Below are 26,316 nucleotides of genomic sequence, written 5' to 3'. Positions count from 1 at the left end.
CTGGTTGTCCTTGGAAAAGATCAGGCGGTCGTGTTGGGCATCGGCTGGCTGCCCTGCATCCGGGCGACTGCGTCGCGCACTACGTCACCGGTGATCAGCTCCTGGGTCAGCAGGGCTTCGGTGACTTCGTGCATGGCCTGCGAGTACTCGGTCACGAGGCTCTTGGCGCGCTCGTAGGCCCGGTTCAGGATGCGCTTGACATCCTCGTCCACGAGCTGCGAGGTGTGCTCGGAGAAGGCTTTGGGCTTGGCCATATCCTCGCCCAGGAACACAGGGCCGGAATCGGTGGTCAGGGCCATGTTCTTGAAGTTCTCGCCCATGCCCCACTCCAGCACCATCTTGCGGGCGATGTTGGTGGCCTTGCGGAAGTCGTCGGCGGCGCCCGAGGTCACGTTTCCGGTAAAGACTTCCTCGGCGGCGCGCCCACCCAGCGATACGACGAGCTGGTTTTCCAGGCGTTCCTTGCTCATCAGCACCTGCTCTTCGGGCAGGTAAAAAGCGGCGCCCAGCGCGCGGCCACGCGGAATGATGCTCACCTTCTGGAGCTTGTCGCTGCCAGGGATCACGGCCGCCGTGACGGCGTGCCCGGCCTCGTGGAAGGCGATGGCGCGCTTTTCCTCGGGGCTGATGGTCAGCGAGCCGTTCTCCAGACCCAGGGTGATCTTGTCGAGCGCGCGGTAGAAGTCGCTCATGTCGATCTTGGTTTTGCTCAGGCGGGCGGCTTCCAGCGCCGCCTCGTTGGTCACGTTCTTGAGGTCGGCCCCCGAGAAGTACGGCGTGCTCTTGGCGATCTCGGGGACGTCCACGCCCTCGCCCAGCGGCTTGTTGCGCAGGTGCACCTTCAAGATGGCCTCGCGCTCCTTGAGGTTGGGCAGGTCGATGGTCACCTGACGGTCGAAACGGCCGGGACGCAGCAGGGCGGGGTCAAGCACGTCGGGGCGGTTGGTCGCGCCGAGCACGATGACGCTGCTGGCCTTGTCGAAGCCGTCCATCTCCGAGAGGATCTGGTTCAGCGTCTGCTCGCGCTCGTCGTGCCCGCCGCCGATGCCCGCACCGCGCTTGCGCCCGATGGAGTCGATTTCATCGATGAACATGATGGCGGGCGCGCTCTTACGGGCGTCCTCAAACAGGGTGCGCACGCGGCTGGCGCCGACCCCCACGAACATCTCCATGAATTCCGAGGCGCTCACCGAGAAGAAGGGCACGTCGGCTTCGCCGGCGATGGCGCGGGCCAGCAGCGTCTTACCGGTGCCGGGAGGGCCCACGAGCAGCACGCCCTTGGGAATCTCGGCGCCGATCTGGTGGTACTTGCCGGGGTTCTTCAGGAAGTCCACGACCTCGATGAGTTCGCGCTTGGCTTCCTCGTGACCGGCCACGTCGGTGAACTTGGTCTGAACGCGGTTTTCCTTGCCGTACTTCTTGGCCCGCGACTGCCCGAACTGCATGACGCCGCTCTGGCCGCCCTGGGCACGCATGAAGAAGAAGTACATCATGCCGACGAGCAGCAAGATGGGCAGCAGGCTCAGCAGGATGTTGAGCCACTGGCTGGGCGCCTCGAAGCGGTACTGCACGTTCTGCGCCTCGAGCTGGCTGATGAGCGTGGCGTCGGGCGTAGCGGCGCTGCCGGGCAGGCGCACCGTGAACTGCTGCACGTCGCGCTGCTGGACCCCCTGCGGCGTCTGCACGGGCAGGGTAGTGCCGTCCTTGGTCCGCACGGTTGCGTTGTTCTCGCGCACGACGACGCTCTCGATGCGGTTGTCGGCAAGTAGGGCCTTGAACTGGTTGTAATTGACGGTAGTGCGTCCGGGCAGCGATGTCTGCGAGAACATCAGGAACAGGGCCAGGACGAACAGGACGATGAGCCAGGGATTTAAGCGCCTCAAGGGTGGTCCTCCGGGGGACAGGGGGTGAAAACAGAACACGGGACGCAGGCCGTCCCTCAGACTTGAGTGTAACAGACTCAAGATGAGTGACGCTCAGGACGACTAGAGCTTGGCTTCACCAACCCGTCATGCCCTCTGACCCGCAGGAGAATTGTCCTTTACAGGGCGCTAGAACCAGTCCCCGCGCATCTCGTGGGTCGTGGCGTCGGCGCTCGCCAGCAGCTCGGCGTGGGCGCGGACTTTCGGCAGCTCGTAGACCGCGAAAAAGCGCGCGGCCTGCACCTTGCCCCGGTAGAAACCCTCGTCGTCGCCGCGCGCGCCCGGCAGGGCCCTTGCCGCCGCCGCCGCCTGCCGCAGCCACATCCAGCCCACCACCGTGTGCCCCAGCATCTCCAGGGCGCTGTTGGCGTTGGCGAGGTAGAGGTCGGGCCCCAGCTCGGCCGCGCGCCCCAGGATGGCCCCGAAGGCCTCCCGGTTCTGGCCAATGGCGGTGCTCAGAGCGCTACGGATCTCTTCCAGGCCGTCCAAACCCTCGGCTGCCCTTAAGTCGGCGGACATCCGCTCCAGCAGCACGGTCAGGCCACGCCCGCCCGACTGGGTCACCTTTCGGCCCAGCAGGTCGTTGCCCTGGATGCCCTCGGTGCCTTCGTGGATGGGGTTCAGGCGGTTGTCGCGGTAGTACATCTCGACCGGGTAATCGCGGGTGTAGCCGGCTCCACCCATGACCTGGATCGCGTCGCTGAGGGCCTCCTGGCTGTACTTGCTGGGCCACGACTTGACAATGGGAGTCAGCAGGTCGAGCAGCAGGCGGGTGTCCTCGCGGGCCTCCTCGGGGCCGGTGGCGAGGTCGTCCACGAGGCTGGATGCGTACAGACCCAGCGCAAGGCCGCCCTCGACGAAGGCTTTCTGCCGCAGCAGCAGCCGTTTGACGTCGGCGTGTTCGATGATGCTCACCATCGGGCCCGTGGGGTCCTTGGCGCTGGCGTGGCGGCCCTGCAGTCGCTCGCGGGCATACTCCAGGCTCGCCAGATACCCTGCGTAGCCCAGCATCACCGCGCCCATGCCCACGCCGATGCGGGCCTCGTTCATCATGTGGAACATGTAGCTCAGGCCTCGCCCGGCTTCGCCCACGAGTTCGCCGACCGTCTCGCCGCCCTCGCCGAAATTGAGCAGCGTGTTCGTGGTCCCCCGGTAGCCCATCTTGTGGTTTAGGCCTGCCAGAACGACGTTGTTCTTTTCGCCGACGCTGCCGTCCTCGTTCACGCGGTACCTGGGTACGATGAACAGCGAGATGCCCTTCACGCCCGCCGGAGCGCCCTTGATGCGGGCCAGCACGAGGTGCACGATGTTCTCGGAGAGCTCGTGCTCGCCGCCCGAAATCCACATCTTGGTGCCCTGGATGCTGTACGTCCCGTCGCCGCGCGGCGTGGCGGAGGTGGTGATGTCGGCCAGCCCGGAGCCTGCGTGCGGCTCGGACAGTGCCATCGTGCCAAACCAGCGGCCCTCGAGCAGCGGCGTCAGGTACTTGCGCTTCTGCTCCTCGCTGCCGAACTCGCGTTGAAGGTTGGCGTTTCCGATGGTCAGGAACGGGTAGCCCGAGGTACCCATATTCGCAGCCTGAAAGTGCGCCTGCACCGCCTGCATGACCACCCACGGCAGTTGCAGCCCGCCCAGTTCCTCATCGTGATGGGCGCTGAAAAAGCCCGCGTCGCGGAAGGCCTTCATGGCGGCTTCCACGCCCGGCACCAGCTTCACACGGCCGCCTTCGACATGCGGCTCGTTCAGATCGGCCTCGCGGGTGTGGTTGGCGAAATACTTCTCGGCCACGTTGTAGGCGAGATTCAGCACGTCGTCGTACACTTCTCGGCTGTGCTCGGCGTGGCGGGGCCGGGCGGTCAGGGCCCCGGTGTCGAGAACTTCGTAGAGTTGGAACTGCAGGTCGCGCTTGCTCAGGAATGGTGCCACGTCGGGGCCTCCTCAGGCGGGGAAAAAGGGCAGCGGATGTCCGCGCACGTCAATGTTGTACGTCGGCGTTTATGATAGGCCAAAGTTCCGTCCGCCGTCTTCCCGATCCCGACCCTGGAGGTTGCCCATGCGTGCCCTGCTGTGCCAAGCGTTCGCCGAACCCGAGACCCTGACCGTGCAGGACCTCGCCGACCCCGTGCCCGGCCCCGGCGAGGTCGTCATCGCCGTGCAGGCCGCCGGCGTCAACTATCCCGACGCCCTGATGGTGCAGGGGCTGTACCAGGTGCGCCCGCCGCTGCCCTTCGTGCCGGGCGCGGAAGCGGCGGGTACGGTCGCGGCACTCGGCGAGGGCGTGACCGGGCTGGAGCTTGGGCAGCCGGTGGTGGCCTTCACCGGCACCGGGGCCTTCGCCACGCACCTGCTCGCACCGGCGGCTGCCGTATTGCCGCTGCCGCCCGGCCTGTCCCCTGCGGTCGCCGCGACGCTGCCGCTGGCCTACGGTACGTCCATGCACGCCCTGGTGGACCGCGCGAAGCTCCAGGCCGGCGAGACCCTTCTCGTGCTCGGCGCGGCGGGGGGCGTGGGCCTCGCGGCCGTCATGATTGGCAAGGCACTCGGCGCGCGGGTGATCGCCGGGGTGGGGAGCGCCCAGAAGGCGTCGGTGGCCCGCGAGCACGGCGCCGACGAGGTCGTCAACTACACCGAGACGGACCTGCGCGAGGCCCTCAAGGCCCTGTGCGGCAAAAATGGCCCCGACGTAATCTATGACCCGGTCGGCGGCGACCTGGCCGAACCGGCCTTCCGCAGCATCGGCTGGGGCGGGCGCTACCTCGTGGTGGGCTTCGCAGGCGGCGACATTCCCAAGCTGCCGCTCAATCTGCCTCTGCTCAAGGGCGCCTCGCTGATGGGAGTGTTCTGGGGAGAATTCGCGAGGCGGGACCCGCGCGGAAACGCCCGCAACTTCGCGCAGCTCGCCGCGTGGGTGGCGTCGGGGCAGGTGCGGCCACTCGTCAGCGAGCGCTATCCGCTGGAGCGCGGCCCCGAGGCGATGCGCGCCCTGCTGGAGCGCCACGTGACCGGCAAGGTCGTCCTGACGCCGTGACAGACTCCACGACGGGTGCTGTGACGGCTGCGGCGCCCGCCTTCTACACCACCGCCGAACTCGCGCGCGCAGCTGGGGTCACGCGGCGCACCGTCATGCACTACGCCGAGCTGGGGCTGCTGGCCCCCGATCAGGTCACCGCGTCGGGGCGATCGCTGTACGGCCCCTACGCGCTGCGGCTGCTGCGCGACGTCATGGATATGCGCGCCCTGGGCATGACCCTGGAAGAAGCGCGCGACATGGTCACGCTGCGCCGGGCCACCCACGCGGTGGACGGAACCTACCGGCGCGACTGGACGCGGGCGGACGTGCCCCTGAGCGACGAACGCCTGGACGCCCTGCATGCCCGGCTGCGGGCCATCCACGGCGCCTACGAGCGGCAGGCCGACAACCTCGCCCGCTTCGACCGCTGGCTGACCAAGCGCTTTACCGGTGCGCTGGCCTCTGAGCCCGAGGCGCCCGGAGACGGCGCCGACCACACGGAGTAGAGGAAGCTGGGTTTCCCGGCGACGCCCGCGGAATCCAGAGGTGAAGGTGGAACTGAGCCCCACTGGTCACGGAAATGGTCTAGGCTGAGTCGGCCCCGGAGCTGTGGGGTCCTTTCCGGGGTGTGAATGTCTGACCGAAAACTGATGCCACTCTCTTCTGTCGCCGGCTCTGACCTCGAACACTCGGTACTGAGCCGCGTGTTCATCGGCCCGCCCTATTTCGCGCTGCGGCCGGTCGCCTGGCAGGGCGGCCTGTTCGGCGCGCAGGCCCAGCTGGAGGCGCTCGACACTGTCGGCCTGTCACCCGAGGCGCAGATGCTGCGGCACGCCACCCTCGCCGGACTGTGCGCCGGCGCCCTGGCCCAGCCGGACGACGCGCGGCGTCACTACATCGTGCAGGAGATCCACTATGTCGTGCAGGCAGCGCCGGGTACCGGACAGGTCGAACTCTCGGCGCAGGTCATCGACCTCGACCAGCGCAGCCTGCGCGCCGAGGTACACGTGTCGAGCGGCGCACAGCTGCTGGCGTCGCTCAACGTGCTGTACACCGTCCTGAGCGGCGAGGCCTTCGAGCGCCTCTTCGCCCGGCGGCAACTGGTGAACCCGGAGACGTCGCCGGACTGGTGCCTGCCTCTGCCGGGCGGCACCCTCACCCTCTGGGAGGGCGCCCTGATCCGCGAGGTGGAGACGCTGCCGGCCGAAACCTGCGCGGGGACCTCGCTCGGTGCGCGCGCGCTGCCGGCGTCGGTGCTCGTGGGGCACCTGACCGCGCTGGCGGCCGAGCTGGCGGGACCACCCGCCCTGCTCGCCTCGGTGGGCCTGCAGGTCAACGACCTGTGCTGGGCGGGCGAAAACCTGTGTTTCGAGGTCCGGCCCCAGGAGGGCGCGGAGGCCCAGGACAGCGTTCAGGGCTACGCCGTCTCGGTGCACGCCGGACTCAACCGCCGCCTCGTGGCGCGGGGCCGGCTGGTCCTGACGCGCGCCCTGCCGGTCTCCTGAGGGCGCGCCTCAATCCGGAGAGTCTTTCGGCTCAGGCGCCGGTAGGAACCCCTGCGCGCAGCACCCGCGCCGCGCCGCTGGTCCGCAGTTCGTAGCCGCCGGCCCCGGCACTGACGAGGGCGGTGTCGTAGAGCCCGAGGTGAAGTTCCTCGTCGCCGCAGGTCACGCTGACCTCGCCCTCCACCACGGTCAGGAGGTGCGGCGACTGGCCGGCCGGGTCGCCGCGTAGCGCCGCGCCCTCCTGGAGTGCCAGCACGTCGAGCCCAAAGAAGGGACAGGTCACGGCGCGGAACTCGGCCTGGCCGGGCGCGGGCGGCGGCGTGAGCCGGGCCTGGGCGTGCGCGTCGGTCACCTCAGCCGACTCCTGAAGGTGAAGCTGCCGGCCTGCGCTGGCGGGGCGGTCCCAGTCGTAGACGCGGTAGGTGGTGTCGCTCGTCTGCTGCACCTCGTACAGCAGCAGCCCCGGCCCCAGGGCGTGTAGGGTGCCCGCCGGAATGAACAGCGTCTCGCCCGCTCTAGGCTCCTGGCGCTGCGAGACCTCCATCACCTTGCCCGCCAGGATGGCCCGCCGCAGTTCGTCCGGCGTGGTGCCCGGCGTCACGCCGGCGAGGATGGCCGCGCCCGGCTCGACCTCCAGAAAGTGCCAGGCCTCGGTCTTGCCGAACTCTCCCGGTCCTACCATGCGCCGCGCCTGATCGTCGTTCGGGTGGACCTGAACGCTGAGCCAGTCGGCGCAGTCGAGCAGCTTGATCAGCAGTGGAAAACGTCCCCCCAGCCGCGCGGCCTCGCCCAGCAGCGCTGCGGGGTACTGCGCGCTCAGCTCGCCCACGCTGGCTCCGGCGTGAGGCCCGGCCGTCACGCGGCTCCCCTCGCCCGCCACCCAGGCCTCACCGACCGGCGGTGTGGCGGCGCGTAGCCGCTGGCCGCCCCAGACCCGCTCGTGGTACTGCGGCTCCAGGGAGAAGAGGCGTTGCTCGAGGGAACCGGAAGGCTGAGTCATCGGGGGTAGAGTAGGGCGCCCCGCCTGGCCGCGTAAAGCCGGAGTCTAACTGGGGTGCTCTCAGCTCCGGCCCGCCGCCAGCGCGCACAGGGCCGCGAGTTCGGCGAGGGTGACGGCCGCGCCGTAGCTGTCGCCGGTCAGGCCGCCGCCCAGGCGCCGCGCCGCGAAGACCGACACGAGCAGCGTGGCCCCCAGCGCCCAGACCCAGGCGGCCCCTGCCCCCGACAGCAGCAGCGTGGGCGCGGCGAGCAGCAGCGCGGGCCACAGGCGCCCACCCCGCGACTGTGCGCCCAGGGAGGGCCGGCCCGGTGCTCCCGCCCGCGCGGCCGGGAACAGCCGCATGGGGACCAGCAGCGCTGTGCGGGCGGCCACCGCCGCCACCAGCGGGGCATAGACGGGCAGGGAAGAGGAGAGCACGCTCCACAGCGCGAGCAGGGTCAGTGCTCCCGTCGCCAGCCCGAAAGCGCCGACATGCACATCGCGCAGGATCTCCAGCCGCCGTGCAGGCGTGGTCGCGGCGAACAGGGCGTCTCCGCTGTCTACCAGTCCATCGAAGTGCAGCATCCCTGTCAGGGCCAGCCACGCGGCGAGGGCCAGCGCGGCCCGCACCCCCTCCGGCAGCGGCAGGGGCAACCAGAGCATCAGGGCCACCAGCCCGCCCACCGCGTATCCGGCCAGGGGGTAGTAGGCCGCCGCCCGCGCGAAGTCGCCCTCTGCGAGCTCCTTCGTGTGGGGCAGCGGCAGCGTGGTCAGGAAGGTCAGGGCCAGATGCGCAGCCCGGACCTCCCGCCGCCAGCTCACGCGGATTCCGACCGCATCACGCTGGAGACATGATGTGGTCCGAGAGGGGCGAGCAGGAAAGACGCTGGATTCTGCGGCGTGTAGGCGCGGACGGTGTCTCCCCGGCTGGGCAGGAGCGGAGTGGACTCCAGCTCACGCGGTCGGCACCCCGGCCTCCGCGAAGGTCCGCATCTCGCGCAGGGTCGCGGCGGCGCCCCGCAGCAGCGGCGCGGCCAGCACCCCGCCCGTGCCCTCGCCCAGACGCAGGCCCAGGCGGAACATGGGTTTCAGGCCCAGGTGTGAGAGCTGCGCCGCGTGCCCACGCTCGGCGCACTCGCCGGCCGGAAACAGGTAGTCGGCCAGGGCGGGCACGAGCGCCACGCCGACCAGGGCCGCGCTGCCCTCCACGAAGCCGTCGAGAATTACCGCGCGCCGCGAGGCCGCCGCCTGGAGCATCACGCCCAGCATCGCCGCGATCTCGAAACCGCCGAACTCGGCCAGCACATCCAGCGGGTCCGTCACGGCGCTGCGTTCCAGTGCCTCCCGGATCACAGCGACCTTGTGAGCCAGCGCGGCGCCGTCCACGCCCGTGCCGTGCCCCGTGACCTCGGCCGCGTCCAAATGCAGCAGCCGGGCCGTGAGAGCGGCGGCGGGTGTTGTGTTGCCGATCCCCATCTCGCCGGGAATCAGAAGGTCGGCGCCGTCCTCGATGGCCTGGCGGGCCAGCGCCGCCCCGGCCAGGATCAGAGACTCGGTCTCGGCGCGGGTCATGGCGGCCTCGCGGCGCAGGTTGCGGGTGCCGGGGCGCACGGCGGCGCGCACGAGGCGGGGGTGTTTGGGCAGCGTGGCCGCCACGCCCGCGTCCATCACGTACACGCGCGCGCCCACACTGCGGGCCAGGGCGTTCACGGCCGCGCCGCCGGGGCCGGCCGGCGTGTCGGCCAGGAAGTTGGCGACCATCGCGCCCGTCACCTCGGGCGGAAAGGCGCTGACGCCCTCGGCTGCGACGCCGTGGTCGCCCGCCGCGACGATCACCGCGACGCCCTGCGGGTCGGGAAGGGGAGTGCCGAACACGCCCGCGAGGCGCACACTCAGGGCTTCGAGGTCGCCCAGCGCGCCCGACGGTTTGGTCAGCTGCGATTGGCGCTCGCGGGCGGCCTGCATGGCGGCCTCGTCGGCGGGGCGGACGGACTGGAGAAGCTCGGTTAGTTCGGGAGTCATGGTCGTCCTTTCAGTTGCAGCGGCAGGCCGCTGACGAGCAGGTACGCCTCGTCGCTCGCGGCGGCGACGCGCTGGTTCACGCGCCCCAGCGCGTCGCGGTAGGCCCGCGCCAGGGCGTTGTCGGGCACGATGCCCAGGCCGACCTCGTTGCTTACGAGGACGGACAGGCCGCCGCGTTCGCGCAGCGCCGCGAGCAGGTCGTCGGTGGCCGCGAGCATCTCGTCTTCGGGTTCGTTGGCCAGCAGCAGGTTGCTGACCCACAGGCTCAGGCAGTCGAGGAGCAGCGTGGGCGTCTGGACCGCGCGCGCCGCCTGGGCGACGTTCAGCGGCTCCTCGGCCGTGTGCCAGGCGGCGGGGCGGTCGTCCCTGTGGCGGGCGATGCGGTCGCGCATCTCGTCGTCGAAGGCCTGCGCGGTGGCGAGGTAGGTCACGGCGCTGCCGGGGCGCGCGGCGTACTCCTCGGCAAACCGGCTCTTGCCACTGCGCGCGCCGCCGCTCACGTAGACCAGTCTGGAGGTCACAGCAGCCCCCCCACGAAGTCCCAGTCCAGGCTGGCGCGCACCTGCACGGCGATGGCGTCGAGGCGGGCGTCGAGCGAGTCGAGCGACGCGGGAGCGTCCAGGCCCGCCCAGCCCAGAAAGCGCTCCAGATACGCCGGATTCTCCAGCAGGCCGTGCAGGTAGGTGCCGCGCACGTTGCCCTGGCGCCACAGCAACTCCGGGGCGAGGGTCTGCGCGCCGCCGCCGCCCCCCGTGCGCCCGTGGTGGATCTCGTAGCCCTGCACCTTCAGGCCGGTTTCGGGGTCCGTGAAGGTGGTCAGGCGGGTGGTCTTGTCGGGGGCGAATTCGGTGTGCAGGTCGAGCAGGCCCAGGCCCGTAACCTCCGCCGCGCCCTCGACCCCGTGCGGGTCGGTGATGGTGCGCCCGAGCATCTGCAACCCCCCGCACACGCCGAGCACCGGCACGCCCGAGGCCGCCAGCCGCGTCACCGCCCCCGCCAGTCCGGTCGCGCGCAGCCACGCGAGGTCGGCGGCCGTGCTCTTGCTGCCCGGCAGGATGACCGCCCGCGCGCCTTCCAGCTCGGCCGGGGCCGTGACCCAGCGGGCCAATTCGCCCAGCGGCGCGAACTCGTCGAGGTTGGAGACGCGGGGGAGACGCGGGATGGCGACGAAGCCCTCCCCACCTGATGCCGACCCGCGCGGCATCAGGCCGTCCTCTTCCGGCAGGGGAATGTCCAGCATGGGCACCACGCCCACGGTCGGCACGCCGGTCTGTGCGTGTAGCCACTCCGGCCCCGGCGCGAGCAGCCGCGCGTCGCCCCGGAAACGGTTGAGGACGAAGCCGCGCAGCAGCGCCCGCTCGCCCGGTTCCAGACAGTGCCAAGTGCCCAGCAGGTGCGCGAAAGCCCCACCCCGGTCGATGTCGGCGGCGAGCAGCACGGCGGCCTGCGCCTCGCGCGCCACGCGCATGTTCACGATATCGCTGCCCTTCAGGTTGACCTCGGCCGGGCTGCCCGCTCCCTCGATGACCACAACCTCGTACTCGGCCAGCAGGCTGTGCAGCGCGCCCTGCACGTGCGGCCACAGCCGCGGCTTGCGCTCGCGCCACGGCAGGGCGGTGAGGTCGGAGTCGGCGCGGCCCAGCAGCACGACCTGCGAACGGGTGTCGGCCTCGGGTTTGAGAAGCACCGGGTTCATCCGCACGTCGGGCGTGACCCTCGCTGCACGGGCCTGGACCAGTTGCGCGCGGCCCATCTCCAACCCGGCCGGGGTCACACCCGCGTTGTTGCTCATGTTCTGCGCCTTGAAGGGCGCGACCCGGTAGCCCTCGTCGGCCAGGATGCGGCACAGCGCGGCGGCGAGGTAGCTCTTGCCCGCGTTGCTCGTGCAGCCCTGAATCATGATCGCCTTAGCCATGTGCTTCTCTCCATTGCCCGAGGGCCGTCAGCAGCGCGCTGTCCTGCACCGCCCCCCGTGTGCTGACCCGAATGTGGCCCGGCAGCCCGTAACTCGCGCAGTCGCGTACCCGGACGCCGTGGGCCAGCAGCGCCACCGCCGTCCCCGCGCCGTCCCCGACTTCCAGCGTCATGAACGGAGCGCCGTGGTGCTCTACTGGCCCGAATACTGTCAGGTGACGGGCCAGCGCCCCCGCGTCCGCCCGCACGCGCGGCAGCGTGGCCGCCAGAAAGTCTCCTGCGTCCGGCAGGGCCGCGAGCAGCGCCGCCGTACCCGCCGGCAGGTGCCACGCCGGAGCGAGGTTGTCCAGTCGCGCGGCGACCTCCGGCGTGCCCAACGCGTAGGCGGGCCGGGCCCCGACCAGCCCGTGCGCCTTGCCCGGCGAGAGCAGGCGCACCACGGCCGGCGAGACGGGCGGCGGGTCAAGAAGCACGAAGGGTGCGTAGGCCTCGTCCACGATCAGCAGGGCGCCGGCTTCCTCGCACACGTCGGCCAGGTGCTGCACCTCGGCCGGGGTGGGAGCGCGCCCGGTCGGGTTGTGCGGGGCGCCGACGTACACCAGCGCCGTGCCGGGGGGCAGGAGGTCGGGGAGTTCGGACACGACCTCCACCTGTGAGTATCCCAGTGCTGCTGCCCGCGCCAGCTCGCCGAAGGGGGCGTTCAGGCTGAGCAGCAGGCCGCCCGGAGGTACGAACGCCCGCACAAGCCGGTGCAGCAGGTCCGACGCCCCGACAGAGAGGGCCACCCCGTCCGGCGTGCGGCCGTGCCACGACGCGAGCCGTTCCCGCACCGCGCGGTACGCGGGGTCGGGGTAGTGGGCATGGTCGGCCTCCCGCACGGCCCGCAGCAGCGCCGGATTGGGGCCGTAGGGGTTGGCGTTCACGCTGAAGTCCAGCCCCGTGAAGGCCGCCGAGGACGGCCCCCCGTGCGGCGCGCGCGGCATCAGGGGCGGCAGGTTAGCCATGCCGTCCCCCCGGCACGAGCAGCAGCAGAACGGCCAGCGTCAGCGTGCGGCGGGCCAGCTCCAGCGCGCGGGGCAGGTCGGTGGCCGCCGCCCCACGCCCCGCTGGGTTCAGCACGTATAGCCACTCGCCGCCCAACGCGCGCTTGTCCAGCCGCAGGCCCAGCGCTCCAGCAAAGGCGCTCATCGGGTGCCCGGCGTTCGGGCTGGGAGTGGCCCGGCGGTCCTGAGCCCAGACTCGCCAGCCCGTGCCTCCGGCGGCCAGCAACGCACACACGGCGGTCAGCCGAGCGGGGGCGAGGTTCAGGAGGTCGTCGGCGCGGGCGGCCGCCTTGCCCGCGTATTCCAGCTCCGGCGTGCGGTAGCCCCACATGGCGTCGGCGGTGTTCGTCAGGCGGTAGGTGGCGGCCAGCGGCAGCCCTCCGGCGCGGTAGGCCAGCAGCGGTGCGATCACGCTGTCGGACAGGTTCTCGGCGAGGCTCTCGATTGCCGCGCCCGCCACCTCGCCTGCGCTCAGCGCCGAGGTGTCCCGGCTCACCAGATGCCACGCGAGCAGCCGCCGCGCTTCGGGGAGGTCGTCCCGCAAGAGCGCCGCGTGTACCTCGCCCACCGCGCCGAACAGGGCGCGGCGTGCCAGCAGCGTCTTGAGGATGGCCGCCTGTGCGGGCCAGGGCAGGCGTGTGGCAAGAGTCCCCGCACCGGCCGCCAGCCCAGCCCCCAGCGTCCAGCCGCCCAGTCCCTCGGCGAGTTGCCCGGCTGGGGTAGTGGCGTTCCAGCGCCGCCGCGCCGCGCCGAGGAAATTGCCCATCCCTACAACCGGGTGCATGGCGTTCGGCGGCTCGCCCAGGGCGTCGAGAGCCAGGGCCAGCAGCAGCGTGCGGCGCGGAGCCGCCCGGATGGTCAGGGAGTCCGGGAGGGCCACCCTCAATACTCGATGCCCTGCTGGCCGCCGATGCCTGCCTGGTAGGCGTGCTTGACGGGCGTGATCTCGCTGACCGTGTCGGCCAGTTCGACCAGTTCAGGCAGCGCGCCGCGCCCGGTGATGATCACGTGCAGCGCCGGGTCACGCGCGCGCAGGACCTCCTCGACCTCGGCCCAGGGTACCCAGCCGTATTTCAGCGGGTACGTGAATTCGTCGAGCACGATGAGGTCGTACTCGCCCGACTCGATGGCGGCCCGCGCCAGCGTCCAGCCGTGTGCGGCCAGTTCGGCCGAGTTCTCCAGGTCCTTGCTGCGCCAGGTCCAGCCGTCGCCCAGGCCCTCGTAGGGCAGCCCCAGCACGTCGAGGGTCCGGTGCTCGCCGAACTTGGCCGTGTCGTGTTTGAGGAACTGGAACATGCGCGTTCTCAATCCGCGCCCGTGCGCCCGCATCATCAGCCCCAGAGCGGCGGTCGTCTTGCCCTTGCCGTTGCCGGTGTTCACGATGATCAGGCCCCGGCGGCCCTTGCTGATGCCTTCTTTCTTGCGGTAGTTGTCGCGCTGTTCGGTCAGCTCGCGCATGGCGGCCTCGCGGCGCTCGCGGGTGGTGTCGTCCATGACAGGCAGGAAGGGGCCGTGGGGGCGGGGCGGCGAGAAGCTGCTCCACCCCGCAGGCCTTACTTCCCGGCCTCCGGGTGAATGAAGCGGATCAGGGCGCGCAGGGCGGCGGGCAGGCGTGGGCCGGGGCGCGACAGGGCGTCGTCCTCTTCCGGGGTGGGCTGGTACACGCGGCCCGAGGTCACGGCGCGCAGATTGGCCCAGCCGGGGCGCGTGCGGGCCTCGGCCGCGCCCAGACCGACCATGACCTGCGGGTTGCTCTTCACGATCAGTTCGGGATCGAGCTTGGGGAAGTCTCCCAGGCGCGCGGGCACGATGGTTGCGCCGCCCGCCTTGTTGATCAGCGTGCCGATGAACGAGTTCGGGCCGACCGAGTAGGGAGTCGGGTCAATCTCGTAATACGTGCTGACTTTGGGCAGTCGCAGCACGCTCTGTTGCAGGGTGTTCAGCTCGGTGCGCATGGACGTGACAAGCCGGGTCGCGCCCACCTCGCGGTTGGTCAGCTTGCCCAGCACAGCGATCTTCTCGAAGACCTCGTTGTAGGTCTGGGCGCTGCCTCCGTACACGGTCAGGCCTGCCGCCGCCAGCTTCTCGGTCAGGCGCGAGCCCGCCGATTCATCGGCCAGCACGAGGTCAGGCTTGAGGGCCAGGATCGCTTCGAGGTTGGGCGTGAAGGCGCTGCCGACCTTGGGGAGCTTGTCGGTCGCGGCCTTGGGGTAGGTGCTGTAGCGGTCTACCGCCACGAGTTTGTCGCCCGCGCCGATGGCGATGAGGGTCTCGGTGTGCGAGGGCAGCATGGTGATGATGCGCTTCGGCTCGGCACGCAGGGTGACGGTGCGCCCGAGGTCGTCGGTGACGGTCAGGGGATAGCGGGTGGCGGCGGCCTGGGAAGCCAGGGCGGCGGCCATGAGGGCCAGCAGGGATGTACGCATGGGTGAGGCTCCGGGTGCGGGAAAGAAGACGGCCGGAGCGCGGGGGCACACCCTATGGGGTCCGCGTCCAGCCGGGGGCCGGAGCGCGCAGGCGCTCGGTAGCTGGCCCTCTGGCGGCGAGAGGTCGCCCCGCGCCCACGAAGGGGCCGGGACGTCCCTGAGAGGCATTCGGGCTTCTGAAACCGTGTCAGTTACCGCTGCGCGACAGCGCCGGAATGGGCCCTGGACGGGCCTTCACCGGACTTCCCCTACCTCAGGTGCGTGCAGGCTAGCAGACGAACCGGGCCAGAAGACGCTGCGGGTCACGCTCTGCCGGGCCAATGTGCGCTAGGCTGTCAGGACTTCCGGGCGGGTTCCGCCGCAACTGCGTGTCAAGAGTGCAGTTTTCCGCGTGAACCCCGGCCAGTGTCTCCTCTCCGTTTCCTGCGCAGGTGGCCCCGGTACCTGCCGCGCTTCACTCAATACGCCGCTGGCCTGTGTTTCCTGCTAGGAGACAAAAAGGCGCAGCGGCCAGGATGTGCCATGACCCGACCCAAGACCCAGTCCTCTGCCCCCACCCGTTCCTCCTCCGACCGCGACCAGTCGCGCCGCCGGGGGGGCCGCGGTCAGGGCGGCAGCCCGAACCCGACTACCGATCACCGCGACAGCGCCGCGCCGCGCGCTGTACCCCAGCCCGCGCCTGTGCGTCTCGCCTCGCCCGACCTCTGGCCGGAACTGCTCGGCGGGCGCGAGCCGACCCCGGTGCAGGCCGGTGCCATTCCCGCGCTCATCAACGGACGTGACGTGATCACGACCGCGCGCACCGGCAGCGGCAAGACGCTCGCCTTCCTCATTCCGGCGGCGGCGCGCGGCATCGGCCTGAGCGAGGTGCGCGGCATCCGTCCCGAGGTGCTGGTCGTCACGCCTACCCGCGAACTGGCCGTGCAGATCCGCGACGTGGCCCGTGAACTCGGCATGAGCGCCGGGCGCATCACCGGCGGCATCACGCCGCGCCAGACCCGCAGCGAGGCGACCGGCAAGGGCCTCATCGCCGGCACGCCGGGCCGCCTCAAGGACCTCATCAATCAGGGCGAACTCAGCCTCGCGGGGCTGCGCTACGTGGTGCTCGACGAGGCCGACGAACTGCTGTCGCTGGGCTTCCTGCGCGACGTGGGCGACATCCTGCGCGCTGCCAAACAGGAAGCGCGCGGCCCCGAACGCCTCCAGGTGGCGATGGCCTCGGCGACCTTCCCGGCCGAGATCCGTCACGTGGCCGAGCGCTTCATGGAAAAGCCTGAGCGCATCGACATCGCTCCGGCCCGCAGCGCCGAGGCCGCCGACGGCAACAGTGACGTGCTGGGCGGGGCGACGGGCGCGACCCACCTTCTCATCAACGCGGTGCGCGAGGACCTGCTGGACATCGCCGCCGAACAGGCCCGTGAAGTGCTGCGCGCGCCGGGCGGCTGCGTGGTGATCTTCTGCCGCACCAAGGCCCTGGTCAAACGCCGCGCCGAGCGACTGGGCGAACTGCTGCCCGGAGAGACGGTTAGTGCGCTCCAGGGCAACATGGACCAGAAGAAGCGCGAGCGCACGATGGACCTGCTGCGCGAGGGCCAGTCGCGTGTGCTCGTGGCGACCGACATCGCCGGGCGCGGCATTGACCTGCCCGAAGTGCGGATCGTGATTCACCTCGACGTGGCCTCGACTGCCGAGGACCACGTACACCGTTCGGGCCGGACCGCCCGCGCCGGGCGCCCCGGCACCAACCTCGTCCTGCTCATTCCCGAGCAGCGTGCCCTGTGGCAGAGCGTGCGCCGGGGCCTGCCCGCCGCGCTCCACCCCCCGCTGAGCCGCGAAGAAGCTCAGATCGACCGCGACATCCAGGAAAAGCAGGGCCAGCGTGGGCAGGGCGGCGGCGGCCGGGGCCAAGGCCAAGGCGGCGGCCAGCGGAACTCGTCGCAGCCCCGCCAGAGCCACTCGGGCCAGGGTCAGTCCGGCCAGGGGCAGTCCCGTCACGACGCTCCGCGCCGCGAAGGCGGCCGCAGTGAATCGGGCGGCAGCCGTGGCCGCACCCAGAGTGCCGCGCCGTCAGGCGTGGGTGGGGGCCGGGTAGGCCCGCAGCCCGCCCGGGGCCGGGGCGGTCGCCGCTAAGACCCAGGGTTGACGTACCTAGAGGCTTCCCCCTTCCTTCGTGGAGGGGGAGTTTTTTGGTTCCACCTTTATCTGGCCGTGGGAACGCGGGGCCACAGGCCGGCTAAGCGGCTGGGTTCACTGGGTGCCGCTTTCTTTGGCTGGAACTTTAGAAAAGTCCGGGCGTTCGACTGGCTCCTGGGCGGGGTTTCCGGCCTCCCCGGCTGCACTGTATGAAGACTGTCTAAGAACGCTGTCATGTTCGGGTGTCGTACTGGGCACTGGTCAGGTTGGCACTACGGCCCCTGACACGGACCCGAGGTTCTGATGGCGCGCGGGGCAGAGCGCCCGGACCGTTCTCTGCCCCGGAGGTGTTCATGACCCACTTCGCCAGTAAGCGGCTTTTTCCCTGTACGGTGGTCCTGAGTCTTACGGCGATCGCGGTCGCCGCCGCCTACAGCTCCGTAGACGTGACGCTGAAAAAAGAGGTCGGCCCCCTAGAGATCAGTAAAAGTGACCGGGTCAGTCCGACCCTGGGGGCCTCGCAGCCGACGGTCCGGGGCGGCGTCGCGTATGTGGGGGCCAGCCACGGGGTCGGCGCCTGGAGTGTCGGCCTCAGTCCCAAGCTGCCCCTGAGCCTGAGCGTGACCCAGGAGACGGGCAGCAGCATCCTGAACCTCGAAGGCCTGCCCCTTACTCGCCTGAACGTGGCAACCGGTTCCGGTCCCGTGGCCCTGCGGCTACCTTCGCGCACCCTGACGGCCAGCGTGTCGCAGGAGACGGGCAGCCTGGAGATTTTCATGCCGAAGGACACGGGCCTGAAGCTCGTCATCAAAACCTTTGGCACGGGCTCACTGAGCGTCGAGGGCAGTGACGTGGCAAGCGGTACCGACCTGAGTGGCACCTTCCAGACGGCCAACTATGACAGTGCGCGTTACAAGGTGACGCTCAACCTGAGCCACGGCGCCGGGCCAGTGATGGTCTACGTCCCCGGCCAGAAAGGTTCTTGAGCCGCGGCCGCCGACCTGCCTGGACAGGAGCCGGATTTAGTGGACCTTGGGCATGTCCCGTCCCGCCGCCGCTTCACGGGCCACGTTGCCGAGATCGTCCCCCGGCGGCCGAGACTGCGGCGAGGACGGCGCCCTCGACGAGAGGCGCGTCCGCGACCCGAACTCTGGCGCGCTGGTCCTCGGGCAGCAGCTCGAGGGCCAGCGACGTATTCATGGTGGCGCTGCCCAGGTCGAGCAGAACCAGAACGTCGTGCCCCATGTCCAGCAGCTCTTGTAACGCCTGCTCGATACGCGGCGCGCTCGTGCTCAGACTGCTGTCCTCTGCGCCGCCGATGGGCCTGATCGGGACCGTGCCTCCGGTCATCTGCCCGGCGAGTTCGGCGATGCCGCGCGCCAGAAGGTTGCTGTGAGAGACGACGACCAGCGCGACCGGGCGCGTTTCTCCTGCGGTCACGCCGTCTCCAGAGGGCCGGAAAGCGTGTGGGCAAGTGCCTCCCTCAGTAGGGCACCGGGGTCCACGTGGCCGCGGGCCACGAGTTCGGCGGTGGCGGCGCGGCCCTGTGCGGCCGCACGCGGGCACTCTCCTCCAGCCTGCCGCCCGCATACAGGGCGTCAAGGGCCGGTATCCATGCGTCGGATATGGTCTTGCCATACCCCAGGAGTCTTTGATAGGCCATCTCCAGCTCTGTGCGCGGCGGCGCGGTCTAACCCACCACAGCCGCCGACGCGCGTATAAAGGCCGTACCGTACAGCGGTTCGCTCGTCCCAGTGGTGGACTCGGTGGCGGCTCAGCGATGGGTGCTTGAGGAGGTTATGGAACGGTTGAACTTGCGGATCGTGGTGGGCAACGAGGGGCGGGTGGATGTTCACGGAGGGTTATAACGGCCTGCTTTCAAACGAGTAGAGCCCTCGCTGCCATATCGTGATGACCCGGGGACGTTAACACTTCAGGCGTCGCTTGTCAGCGCTTGTCCTGTGCATCAGCCTCAAGTTTTCAGTGTAAAACGGCGTCTTACAAAATTCTCCTTCCTGCGAGGGCAGAAAATCTAAAGGTAGAGAGGTCGTATGATGCTCAGCCGCCACCTCCGCTGTGGCTGATGTCCGCGTCTTTAGCAGGTAGTTCTGCCTACTGTGGCTCTATTTCCCTCGCGTCTTCTCTAGGAGCTCCTCCATGCGCACCTTGTTCTCGCTAGCCTTGTTCCTCACGTCCTCCCTGGCCTCGGCCGCCTCGCTCGACTACCTCGGTCCCAAGGGCACCTATAGCGATCAGGCCGCGCAGCTGTACGCCGGTCAGGCAGGCCTCACCATTGGGCAGGCGCTGCCCACCATTACGGCCATCAGCACGGCCGTCGCCGCCGGCCAGAGTCAGTACGGCCTGGTTCCCAACGAGAACAGTGTCGGCGCCTTCGTGGCCGAGACGAGTGGCCTGCTCGCCAAGGGTGACCCCGGCTGGCGCATCATCGGTGAGCTCGCGTTGCCCATCAGCAATACCCTACTGGTCAAGCCCGGCACCCCCGCCAACGCGATCAAGACAATTATCAGCCACCCCCAGCCGTTCAAGCAGTCGGCGGGCTACCTCGCCAAAACCTTCCCCAACGTGGCCCGTCAGGAAGTCGCCAGTACGGCCGCCGCCGCCGAGGCTGTAAGCAAGGGCGACGGTACCACGGCTGCCATCAGCGCGCCGGCTGCAGCAGGCGTCTATGGGCTGACTGTCCTGGCTGCCGACATCCAGGACGACAAGACCAACGCGACCTCCTTCTGGGCTGTGCAGCGTGCCGGTCAGGTGTTCCCCGCCAAGCTGCCCAACCGCGTGGTTGTCATGCTCGATGCCCCGGTCGGTAGCCCGGCACTGGGTGAAGTAGTCAGTGGCCTGCGTGCGCTGGGCTTCACGACGCGCAACGTGCAGAGCTGGCCCCTGGGCGGTGGCCTGGGCGGCTACCGCTTCGTGATCGGCTTCGACAGTACGCACGGATATCCCCTCGACCGGGTCGAGCGCACCGTAAGTAGTACCCAGAAAGCCCTCCTGCTGGGCGCCTGGCGCAAGAACTGAACCTCGGAAACGGACTAAAAAAGGCCGTTTCCTCTTAGCTCCCAGCTGCTCTCCGGGCAGCTGGCTACTCCCTCATGTATTCACCGTCCAAAGCGGTGGAGTCTATTGACCTGTCGAGGAATCCCATGAAAAACCTGCTGATCCTGAGCACCCTGTGCCTGCTGGGTACCGCCCATGCCCAATACCGCATCCTCGCCCCGAGTACGGCTGGAGGCGGGTACGACACCCTTGCGCACAACATCGCCACGACGCTGGACCGCACAAAGCTCGTCCCTGGTTCCACGGTCTACAACGTGCCCGGTGAGGGCGGCGTGGTCGGTCTGCGTGGGTTCACCGCCAACCAGAAGGGCAAAACCAACCAGTTGGTGGTTTTTGGCTTAACGACCATCGCGTCCATGCAGCTGAGCAAGGACAGCCCGGTCAGTCTCAAAGACCTGACGCCCGTAGCGCGGCTGGTGAACGACTACGAGGTATTGGTCGTGTCCAACAGCAGCCCGTATCGCTCGTTGGCCGACCTGATTGCCGCTTACAAGGGCAATCCGGGCCTGCGCTTCGGCGGAGCCTCGGTGGGGAGCGCCGGACATCTCTTCACGGGGGACGTGCTACGGGCTGGAGGCGGCAACATCCGCACGCTGAAGTGGATTCCCAGCAGCGGGAACCTGCAGGGCATCAAAGCGCTGATGAACGGCGAGCTGGATGTGGTATCGAGTAGCTACGGCGTGGCCGAGCCGGAAATCAAGGCCGGCCGGGTACGGGCGCTGGCTCTGAGTGCGCCGGAAGCCGTGGCGGGCATCAATGTGCCGACGGCGGTCTCGCAGGGTGTGGACGCCGAACTGGTGAACTGGCGGGGCATCTTCGCGCCGGCAGGCCTGAACAACGAGGCGAAGAGCAAGCTGAACAGCACCATCAGCCGCATGGCACTGAGTGGGGAGTGGCGTTCGCTGCTGTTCGCGGAGAAGCAGAACTCGTTCTTCCAGCCTGGAACGCCCTTTACGGTATTCCTGACGCGGGAGGAAGCGCGGGTACAGGGGCTGCTGCGTGAGCTTGGTCTGATGAACTGAAGGCTATGCTTGAGCAGCTCGTGCCTACGGTCTAGAAATTGAAGAGAGTCCCTTCCGTGTTGGGAGGGGCCCTCTTATCGGTTGGGATTGTCGAGAAGGCAATGGGCTGGAAGGTACTGGGGGTGTTGGTCAGAACAAGCATCTCCTCGCCGCATCTAAGGTCAAGGTCGTCGGCGACCAATTCCAGCAGCGCGCACCAGTTCGCCGGCACCGGCCATTTTCACGCGGGCGCTTCAGGGCGAGCCGTAAAGCCCTATCCCCAGCTCCAACTCGTCTTTTCCTGACGTGAAGTTGGGCTGCCCGTCGGCGTACGGTCGCACCGTTCAGAGTCAGGCCCCTGCTGCGGACCCCGGCCCTGACGCCCTCGGCCACAGCCCTCCTCAACGGCCCCAGCGACCTTCTCCAGAAAAAGGCTGCCCCTACGCCGCGCCGTCCGGCGGTCTAGGTGCTGTCCTGCACGGCCACATCGTCCCCGATGACCACCGACCCAACCCTGAGAGCCTCGCCGGGACAATCTACTGCCAGCACAGCATTCCCTGGCCCACGAAGCCGGCGTGCAGGAACTCGTGGCCGCTGCCTCACCCGGAGATGAGCGCGATACCGGCGGGCGAGATACAGCAGGTTGGCATTCAGGCGCCCGAGATCGGCGTGCGCGGTGACAAACCTCTCGCACAACTAACGGACCACGTCGTTGATGATCTTCTTGCGATCTTCACAGGCGCGGACATCCAGAGGGGGACGGATGGTGACCCGCGGCAATGTGCCGAGTTCTCTGCGCCGGCATGGAGCCGCCCGGCGCCCGACACGCCAGAAAGGTTCGTCCCCACGGACACCGGTCAGTGGCGGCGCAGGGACGAAACACGGACGCGGGGCCGCTTCAGTTGATGCTTAGGGCCGCCACGAGGGACTTGAGCTTGTAGCGCGCCATGGCGAGGTTGGCCTTGTCCTTGGCCAGCACGAGGTACAGGAACAGGGTGCGGTCGGGAACGATGTAGATGATGTGGTACTGGCTCTGCAGCGTGATCAGGATGTCTTCGATCTCGCCCTTGATGCCCAGCATGTCCATGGTGCGCATCTTGGCGCGGACCACTTCGGTATTGCCGGCGGCGGCCAGTTCCAGGTCCACACCCGAGCCGGCCATGCCCAGCGCCATGCCGCTTTCGTAATCCACCAGGGCCGCCGCCATGGCGCCGTCGATAGAGGAGGTTGCTGCGTTCAGGGTTTCTTTGACGTTTGCCATATCGACCTCGTGGTCACTGAAGTGACGCGGTGCAGAAGAAGAGTCGGAGGAAAGGGGAGCGGACGGGGGCGGCGCGACCAGTGAGGCTGGCGCTGCGGGGAGAGGGGAGGAGGGGGCTGCGGGCGGTGTGGCCGGCGGGGCAGCCGCCTGCTGGGGTTTGGGCAGGCCCTCGGTCGAACTTTTCGGCCTCCTGAAAAACACGCTTCCCTCCATGTCGTCGAGCAGAAAATCGTCGGGCGCCAGGGGTGAGTCGCCCCGTTCGCGCTCATCCTTGAGCCGCATCGCCTCCATGAGCAGGGCGCTCAGCGGTTTCATCGGCACGCCCTGGTGGTTGTGGTGCGAGCGCTCGATGGTGATGGTCACCTCGTCCCAGGCCAGCAGTTCCAGCACCGCCTCCTCGCCGGTCTTGCGGCTCTGGTGCGAGTAGGCGTTGACCAGCTTGCCCTGAAGCAGGTGCAGCCGCCCCAGGAGCGCCCCCGACGTCACCCGCAGCCCCAGGGTCTTGTGCTCCCACTCCATCATCTGCAGGAAGCCCGGCAGCGGGACGCCGCGGACGGTGCCGTAATGGCTGTTGGCCATCTCCTGCTCGACGATGTGCCGGGTGCTGGTGGCGTCGGTGAGGTCCACCACCGGAATCTCCCCGAAGCGCGCGAACAGCACGTCCACGTCCGGCAGAGGTCCCTCGGCACCCAGTACGAAAAAGGTCAGGGGCCAGTGGTGCTTGGCGTGCTCGAGCAGGGGAATCAGGTCGGGTGGCAGCGTGCCGTCCGTGCGGGTGCACAGAACGACGGCCAGATTGGGCGCGTCCTGATCGTCTATCCGGATCGCCTCGGCGGGGCAGGCGTAGGTGAAGATCTCCCAGTCGGCCGCCGCCGCGAACTGTGCCGAGAGGTGTCCGGACAACCGGCCCTGCTCGTCGGCGACCAGAAAAAGAGACGACGATTTCTGACTTGGCATCCCTCCCGACCTCCCAGTACACCGCGCTTGCTCCATCCGGAAGCGGCGAACAGGGCCTGGCCGGATGGGCCCCTCAGATATAAACCACCCCCTCTGACACTTCTTTGCCGAATACTCATTCATTGCTCATTAAAGAACATAGTTTGCGTCGCTCAAGCCCTTTCCAGTGTTGGAAAGCGGCCTACGTAGCGCCGCAGCTGAGGGGGCCGATGACCTGTATCCGCTCTATGGCGACGTGGTGTGTGCCGCAAAGCCCATTGGCGGAAACTTCAGGGGAAGCGATGACCTGAGATGTGCCCCTCGGCCGCAGGGAGCCGGAGGCCCTGTGAAGCGAGTCGGGACTGGGCTGTCCTGGCCCCATCCGCCTAGATGACCCTAATCAGGAAGACGTACCCGGCTCCGTGACAGCTGGGCCAAAAGGGAAAGTCACCCGCGAGCGCAGGAACAAAGCGGCCAGTCGGGGGCCTTGGCTGCCTGAAATCCTGGAGGGGCACCCTGCTTCTTGTGACGCTGTCTCTGATGTTCTGGACGGTATTTAGGCGGCCTGGATTTTGCTCCCAGCAGTGAGGTCCGTACCGCGCCCACTTCCTGGACGAGGCCGTAAATGCCCCCAAAGGGTGGTTTTGCCGAGTCAGGATTCTGTTCCACCTTTTACAGTTTTTTAATGAGGAGATTGTTCGACTCCGGGAAAGGGGCGAACACGGAGGAATCATGAAAGGAAATACCAAATTTCTCACCCTGATGGTCGCCCTGGCGGCAGGAGTCGCTTCTGCAGCGGCGCCCGTTGCCAACCCCAGTGGATATACCACCAGCGGCACTGCCATCACCAACCAGGCGACTTCCAGCTTTACCGACCCCAGCGACCCGGCCAAGACGATCGACGGCGCCTCGAACATCGTCACGACGACCGTGTTGCCCCTGCCCAGCTTCGACATCGTGTACAACTCCAGCAACCCTGACGGTGGCGGCACGGCCAGTAACGCCGCCAACGGTATCAGCACTGTTCTTCCCACGCCGGATTACAAGATCAACGTCAAGCCCGGCGACGTCGTGACCAATACGTACTACATCGTCAACAACGGCAACACGCCGTTGAACGTCAAGGTGGATGCCAACACCACTGGCAACACGGCTGCGAACTCCACCACCTCGACCATCGGGACGCTGGCGACCGGCGCCGTAACGTACACCTACGCCAACGGCGCCACGGCCGTGACCCCCAACGGCGACGGAACGGTCACACTGCCGGCCAATGGTGTCATCACCGTAGTCCAGTCGTTCACGGTACCCGCCGCTGCCACCCCCGGCACCCTCTACGGCGCCTCGCCAGTCGGCACTGTGGTCGGAACGGGGACCACCGCCAACGGGGTCGCCACGGGCTCGACGCTCAACGAAGGTCAGACCGTTACCGGGGGGACGCCCAGCCCGGCTCCAGCTGCCACGACCGACATGCAGTTCACGGTGGCGAACGTCTACAATCCTCTCATCACCAACATTCCCACGTCGCCCGGCGGCACTACGGTCACGCCTCCCGGTGCCGCCGCAACTCCCGGCTATACGGCGAGCACGCCGCCTACCACCGGCGCAGGCACGCCGCCCGCCAGCGGCACTGCGCCCGGCACCACGCTCGTCACCGTCGTGGGTGACCAGCAGATCGCCTACCCGCCCGCCGACGCCAACGCCACCCCCGACGTGGTGCGGTTCAACAACACCCTCACCAACAGCGGCGCCCTGTCGGACGTCCTCACCTTGACCCCGGTCAATGGAACGGGTCCCAACAGACTGGACAGCTTTACCAAAACGTCTGTGGGCACGTACACCGGCAAGGACGCCCAGGGCCGGGATGTGGTCGTGCAGTTCTTGAACGGCAGCAACAGCCCCATCGACACCGTGACGGTCGCGGCAGCTGGCTCGGCCAACTATGTCACCCAGGTCACGTACTCCGACAGCAACTCGCTGGCCAACCAGCACCCGCTGGACCTGGTCGTCAGGGCCACCTCGGCCAACAACTCGAACGTCAGCGACGACACCACTGACACCATCCAGCCGACCCAGGCCCAGTTCGGGGATACGTCGAGCCTGACGAGCGGTCCTCTGGCGGTCAACCCCACCACTGCGCAGTCGCAGACGGGGGCACCCGGCTCGAGCGTCGCCTACACGATGAGTGTGGCGAACACGGGCACCTACACCGACAGTTACACTCTCAGCGGCTACGTCACTGTCACCATCCGGAACGGCACGACACGCACCGTACCGGTCGTCTACAGCGGCAACAACGTGACCCAGACCGGCACGACAACGGTGGGCGGCGTGACCTTCAACACCTACACCGTCAGCAACGTCGCGGCCAACACGTCGGCTCCTCTGACGGCCACCGTGACGATTCCTGCCGATGCTGCTGCGACTGGAACGTCTGCAGCCACCGGTACCCTGCCCCTGCCCGCCCCTACCCTCCAGCAGACGGCCAGCAGCGTGTACAGCGCCAATCAGGGCGGCAGCCTCGTCCTGACTGACCTCAACAACCTGCTCGTCATCCGCGTGGCTGGCGATATCGTGACTGGCAAGTTCACCAACACCGGCGGCACTACGCCAGCTGTGAACACGCAGAAGGTAGCGAACGATCCCACCAAGGCGTCTGCTACGCCACCGGTCTTTGTGGGTATCGCGAGTGCCGGTACGCCCGCCGCGACCGACGTGGGCAACCCGGTCGGTTACGACGCCCTGAACACGCAGAGCTACCTACCCCGCGTGAACTACAACTACCAGATCATCGCCAAGAACAACTACAACACCACCGTGAGCAACTTCGTCCTCAGAGACGTTCTGAGCGCCAATCTACAGTTCGTGTCGGCGACCTGCACGGTCTACACGGGCACCACTTCCAGCAGCAATCCTGTCGTGACGGCCCCAGCGGCCGGTAGCGCGGGCACCGTGAGCTGTGCCGCGACGCCCCTGCTGCCCGACCAGACCGAAGTCCTCGATATCACCGTCAGGACGAAGTAGCTTCTCTTCCGTCTTCTCCTGACTTCTCTGTCATAGGGTACGTCGGTCCTCCCGGGCCGGCGTTC

Annotated in this window: 21 protein-coding genes; 8 read left to right on the top strand and 13 right to left on the bottom strand. The window is 68.5% G+C overall.

What is annotated here, in order from left to right; genetic code table 11:
- Positions 1-20: 20 nt before the first annotated feature.
- Both ftsH and ASF71_RS11170 read right to left on the bottom strand, forming a co-directional pair.
- Complete coding sequence (gene ftsH / locus ASF71_RS11175) at positions 21-1,883, bottom strand: ATP-dependent zinc metalloprotease FtsH (protein ID WP_056299671.1); 1,863 nt, start codon at positions 1,881-1,883, stop codon at positions 21-23.
- A gap of 168 nt (positions 1,884-2,051) precedes the next feature.
- Positions 2,052-3,848, bottom strand: a complete 1,797-nt coding sequence (locus tag ASF71_RS11170; protein WP_056299668.1) for an acyl-CoA dehydrogenase — start codon at positions 3,846-3,848, stop codon at positions 2,052-2,054.
- A 127-nt stretch (positions 3,849-3,975) separates the two neighbouring features.
- On the opposite strand from ASF71_RS11170, the gene ASF71_RS11165 reads away from it, so the two are divergent.
- From ASF71_RS11165 to ASF71_RS23715, 3 genes are all read left to right on the top strand, one after another.
- Positions 3,976-4,950, top strand: coding sequence for an NADPH:quinone oxidoreductase family protein (locus ASF71_RS11165; protein ID WP_056299666.1), 975 nt, complete (start codon positions 3,976-3,978; stop codon positions 4,948-4,950).
- Positions 4,947-5,438, top strand: a complete 492-nt coding sequence (locus ASF71_RS11160) for a MerR family transcriptional regulator (RefSeq protein WP_156372745.1) — start codon at positions 4,947-4,949, stop codon at positions 5,436-5,438. The genes ASF71_RS11165 and ASF71_RS11160 overlap by 4 nt, the downstream gene beginning before the upstream one ends.
- Positions 5,439-5,582: 144 nt before the next feature.
- Positions 5,583-6,437, top strand: a complete 855-nt coding sequence (locus ASF71_RS23715; RefSeq protein ID WP_156372744.1) for a hypothetical protein — start codon at positions 5,583-5,585, stop codon at positions 6,435-6,437.
- Positions 6,438-6,468: 31 nt separating this feature from the next.
- Here the strand turns inward: ASF71_RS23715 and ASF71_RS11150 are convergent, their stop codons facing one another.
- From ASF71_RS11150 to ASF71_RS11110, 9 genes are all read right to left on the bottom strand, one after another.
- The gene (locus ASF71_RS11150) at positions 6,469-7,437 is read right to left on the bottom strand and encodes a type I phosphomannose isomerase catalytic subunit (protein WP_056299658.1); all 969 of its coding nucleotides are present in this window, start codon (positions 7,435-7,437) and stop codon (positions 6,469-6,471) included.
- Between the two features lie 60 nt (positions 7,438-7,497).
- On the bottom strand, positions 7,498-8,238 hold the full coding sequence (locus ASF71_RS11145) for an adenosylcobinamide-GDP ribazoletransferase (protein ID WP_082505947.1): 741 nt from the start codon (positions 8,236-8,238) through the stop codon (positions 7,498-7,500).
- A gap of 132 nt (positions 8,239-8,370) precedes the next feature.
- On the bottom strand, positions 8,371-9,438 hold the full coding sequence (cobT, locus tag ASF71_RS11140) for a nicotinate-nucleotide--dimethylbenzimidazole phosphoribosyltransferase (RefSeq protein WP_056299650.1): 1,068 nt from the start codon (positions 9,436-9,438) through the stop codon (positions 8,371-8,373).
- Positions 9,435-9,959: a bifunctional adenosylcobinamide kinase/adenosylcobinamide-phosphate guanylyltransferase gene (gene cobU / locus ASF71_RS11135; RefSeq protein WP_056299647.1), complete on the bottom strand. Its 525-nt coding sequence runs from the start codon at positions 9,957-9,959 to the stop codon at positions 9,435-9,437. Before cobU ends, cobT begins: the two co-directional genes overlap by 4 nt.
- On the bottom strand, positions 9,956-11,353 hold the full coding sequence (locus tag ASF71_RS11130) for a cobyric acid synthase (protein WP_156372743.1): 1,398 nt from the start codon (positions 11,351-11,353) through the stop codon (positions 9,956-9,958). The genes cobU and ASF71_RS11130 overlap by 4 nt, the downstream gene beginning before the upstream one ends.
- A complete protein-coding gene (locus tag ASF71_RS11125) occupies positions 11,346-12,356 on the bottom strand; it encodes a histidinol-phosphate transaminase (RefSeq protein WP_056299642.1) in 1,011 nt (336 codons plus the stop codon). The genes ASF71_RS11130 and ASF71_RS11125 overlap by 8 nt, the downstream gene beginning before the upstream one ends.
- Entirely contained in the window at positions 12,349-13,275 is a 927-nt protein-coding gene (locus ASF71_RS11120; RefSeq protein WP_255354734.1) for a CobD/CbiB family cobalamin biosynthesis protein, read from the bottom strand. Before ASF71_RS11120 ends, ASF71_RS11125 begins: the two co-directional genes overlap by 8 nt.
- 2 nt (positions 13,276-13,277) lie before the next feature.
- The gene (cobO, locus tag ASF71_RS11115) at positions 13,278-13,889 is read right to left on the bottom strand and encodes a cob(I)yrinic acid a,c-diamide adenosyltransferase (protein ID WP_082505946.1); all 612 of its coding nucleotides are present in this window, start codon (positions 13,887-13,889) and stop codon (positions 13,278-13,280) included.
- A gap of 59 nt (positions 13,890-13,948) precedes the next feature.
- Positions 13,949-14,821 carry an ABC transporter substrate-binding protein gene (locus ASF71_RS11110; RefSeq protein WP_056299639.1) on the bottom strand — a complete coding sequence of 291 codons (873 nt, stop codon included), beginning with the start codon at positions 14,819-14,821 and terminating at the stop codon, positions 13,949-13,951.
- Between the two features lie 522 nt (positions 14,822-15,343).
- On the opposite strand from ASF71_RS11110, the gene ASF71_RS11105 reads away from it, so the two are divergent.
- Positions 15,344-16,951: a DEAD/DEAH box helicase gene (locus tag ASF71_RS11105; RefSeq protein ID WP_235514353.1), complete on the top strand. Its 1,608-nt coding sequence runs from the start codon at positions 15,344-15,346 to the stop codon at positions 16,949-16,951.
- Positions 16,952-17,307: 356 nt separating this feature from the next.
- Complete coding sequence (locus ASF71_RS11100; protein WP_056299635.1) at positions 17,308-17,940, top strand: hypothetical protein; 633 nt, start codon at positions 17,308-17,310, stop codon at positions 17,938-17,940.
- A gap of 73 nt (positions 17,941-18,013) precedes the next feature.
- On the opposite strand, the gene dhaM is transcribed toward ASF71_RS11100, so the two are convergent.
- Entirely contained in the window at positions 18,014-18,394 is a 381-nt protein-coding gene (gene dhaM / locus ASF71_RS11095) for a dihydroxyacetone kinase phosphoryl donor subunit DhaM (protein WP_056299632.1), read from the bottom strand.
- A gap of 717 nt (positions 18,395-19,111) precedes the next feature.
- Here dhaM and ASF71_RS11090 point away from each other — a divergent pair.
- On the top strand, positions 19,112-19,990 hold the full coding sequence (locus ASF71_RS11090; protein ID WP_056299630.1) for a prephenate dehydratase domain-containing protein: 879 nt from the start codon (positions 19,112-19,114) through the stop codon (positions 19,988-19,990).
- Positions 19,991-20,115: 125 nt separating this feature from the next.
- On the top strand, positions 20,116-21,051 hold the full coding sequence (locus ASF71_RS11085) for a tripartite tricarboxylate transporter substrate binding protein (RefSeq protein ID WP_056299627.1): 936 nt from the start codon (positions 20,116-20,118) through the stop codon (positions 21,049-21,051).
- Positions 21,052-21,928: 877 nt separating this feature from the next.
- Here the strand turns inward: ASF71_RS11085 and ASF71_RS22705 are convergent.
- A complete protein-coding gene (locus ASF71_RS22705) occupies positions 21,929-23,248 on the bottom strand; it encodes a DUF4388 domain-containing protein (RefSeq protein ID WP_162243104.1) in 1,320 nt (439 codons plus the stop codon).
- Between the two features lie 711 nt (positions 23,249-23,959).
- On the opposite strand from ASF71_RS22705, the gene ASF71_RS11065 reads away from it, so the two are divergent.
- Positions 23,960-26,251, top strand: coding sequence for a hypothetical protein (locus ASF71_RS11065; protein WP_056299618.1), 2,292 nt, complete (start codon positions 23,960-23,962; stop codon positions 26,249-26,251).
- Positions 26,252-26,316: the final 65 nt, after the last annotated feature.

This window comes from Deinococcus sp. Leaf326, assembly GCF_001424185.1.
Lineage (GTDB): Bacteria > Deinococcota > Deinococci > Deinococcales > Deinococcaceae > Deinococcus.
Note: the sequence above shows the minus strand (reverse complement) of the source record. Positions and strands in the feature narration are given on the sequence as shown.

What these genes read in the sequence shown, in the direction of transcription:
- ASF71_RS11165 (WP_056299666.1), top strand. Translation starts at nt 3,976, where the DNA reads ATGCGTGCCCTGCTGTGCCAAGCGTTCGCCGAACCCGAGACCCTGACC.
- ASF71_RS23715 (WP_156372744.1), top strand. Translation starts at nt 5,583, where the DNA reads ATGCCACTCTCTTCTGTCGCCGGCTCTGACCTCGAACACTCGGTACTG.
- ASF71_RS11150 (WP_056299658.1), bottom strand. Translation starts at nt 7,437, where the DNA reads ATGACTCAGCCTTCCGGTTCCCTCGAGCAACGCCTCTTCTCCCTGGAG.
- cobT (WP_056299650.1), bottom strand. Translation starts at nt 9,438, where the DNA reads ATGACTCCCGAACTAACCGAGCTTCTCCAGTCCGTCCGCCCCGCCGAC.
- ASF71_RS11130 (WP_156372743.1), bottom strand. Translation starts at nt 11,353, where the DNA reads ATGGCTAAGGCGATCATGATTCAGGGCTGCACGAGCAACGCGGGCAAG.
- ASF71_RS11125 (WP_056299642.1), bottom strand. Translation starts at nt 12,356, where the DNA reads ATGGCTAACCTGCCGCCCCTGATGCCGCGCGCGCCGCACGGGGGGCCG.
- cobO (WP_082505946.1), bottom strand. Translation starts at nt 13,889, where the DNA reads ATGGACGACACCACCCGCGAGCGCCGCGAGGCCGCCATGCGCGAGCTG.
- ASF71_RS11110 (WP_056299639.1), bottom strand. Translation starts at nt 14,821, where the DNA reads ATGCGTACATCCCTGCTGGCCCTCATGGCCGCCGCCCTGGCTTCCCAG.
- ASF71_RS11105 (WP_235514353.1), top strand. Translation starts at nt 15,344, where the DNA reads ATGACCCGACCCAAGACCCAGTCCTCTGCCCCCACCCGTTCCTCCTCC.
- ASF71_RS11100 (WP_056299635.1), top strand. Translation starts at nt 17,308, where the DNA reads ATGACCCACTTCGCCAGTAAGCGGCTTTTTCCCTGTACGGTGGTCCTG.
- ASF71_RS11090 (WP_056299630.1), top strand. Translation starts at nt 19,112, where the DNA reads ATGCGCACCTTGTTCTCGCTAGCCTTGTTCCTCACGTCCTCCCTGGCC.
- ASF71_RS11085 (WP_056299627.1), top strand. Translation starts at nt 20,116, where the DNA reads ATGAAAAACCTGCTGATCCTGAGCACCCTGTGCCTGCTGGGTACCGCC.
- ASF71_RS22705 (WP_162243104.1), bottom strand. Translation starts at nt 23,248, where the DNA reads ATGCCAAGTCAGAAATCGTCGTCTCTTTTTCTGGTCGCCGACGAGCAG.
- ASF71_RS11065 (WP_056299618.1), top strand. Translation starts at nt 23,960, where the DNA reads ATGAAAGGAAATACCAAATTTCTCACCCTGATGGTCGCCCTGGCGGCA.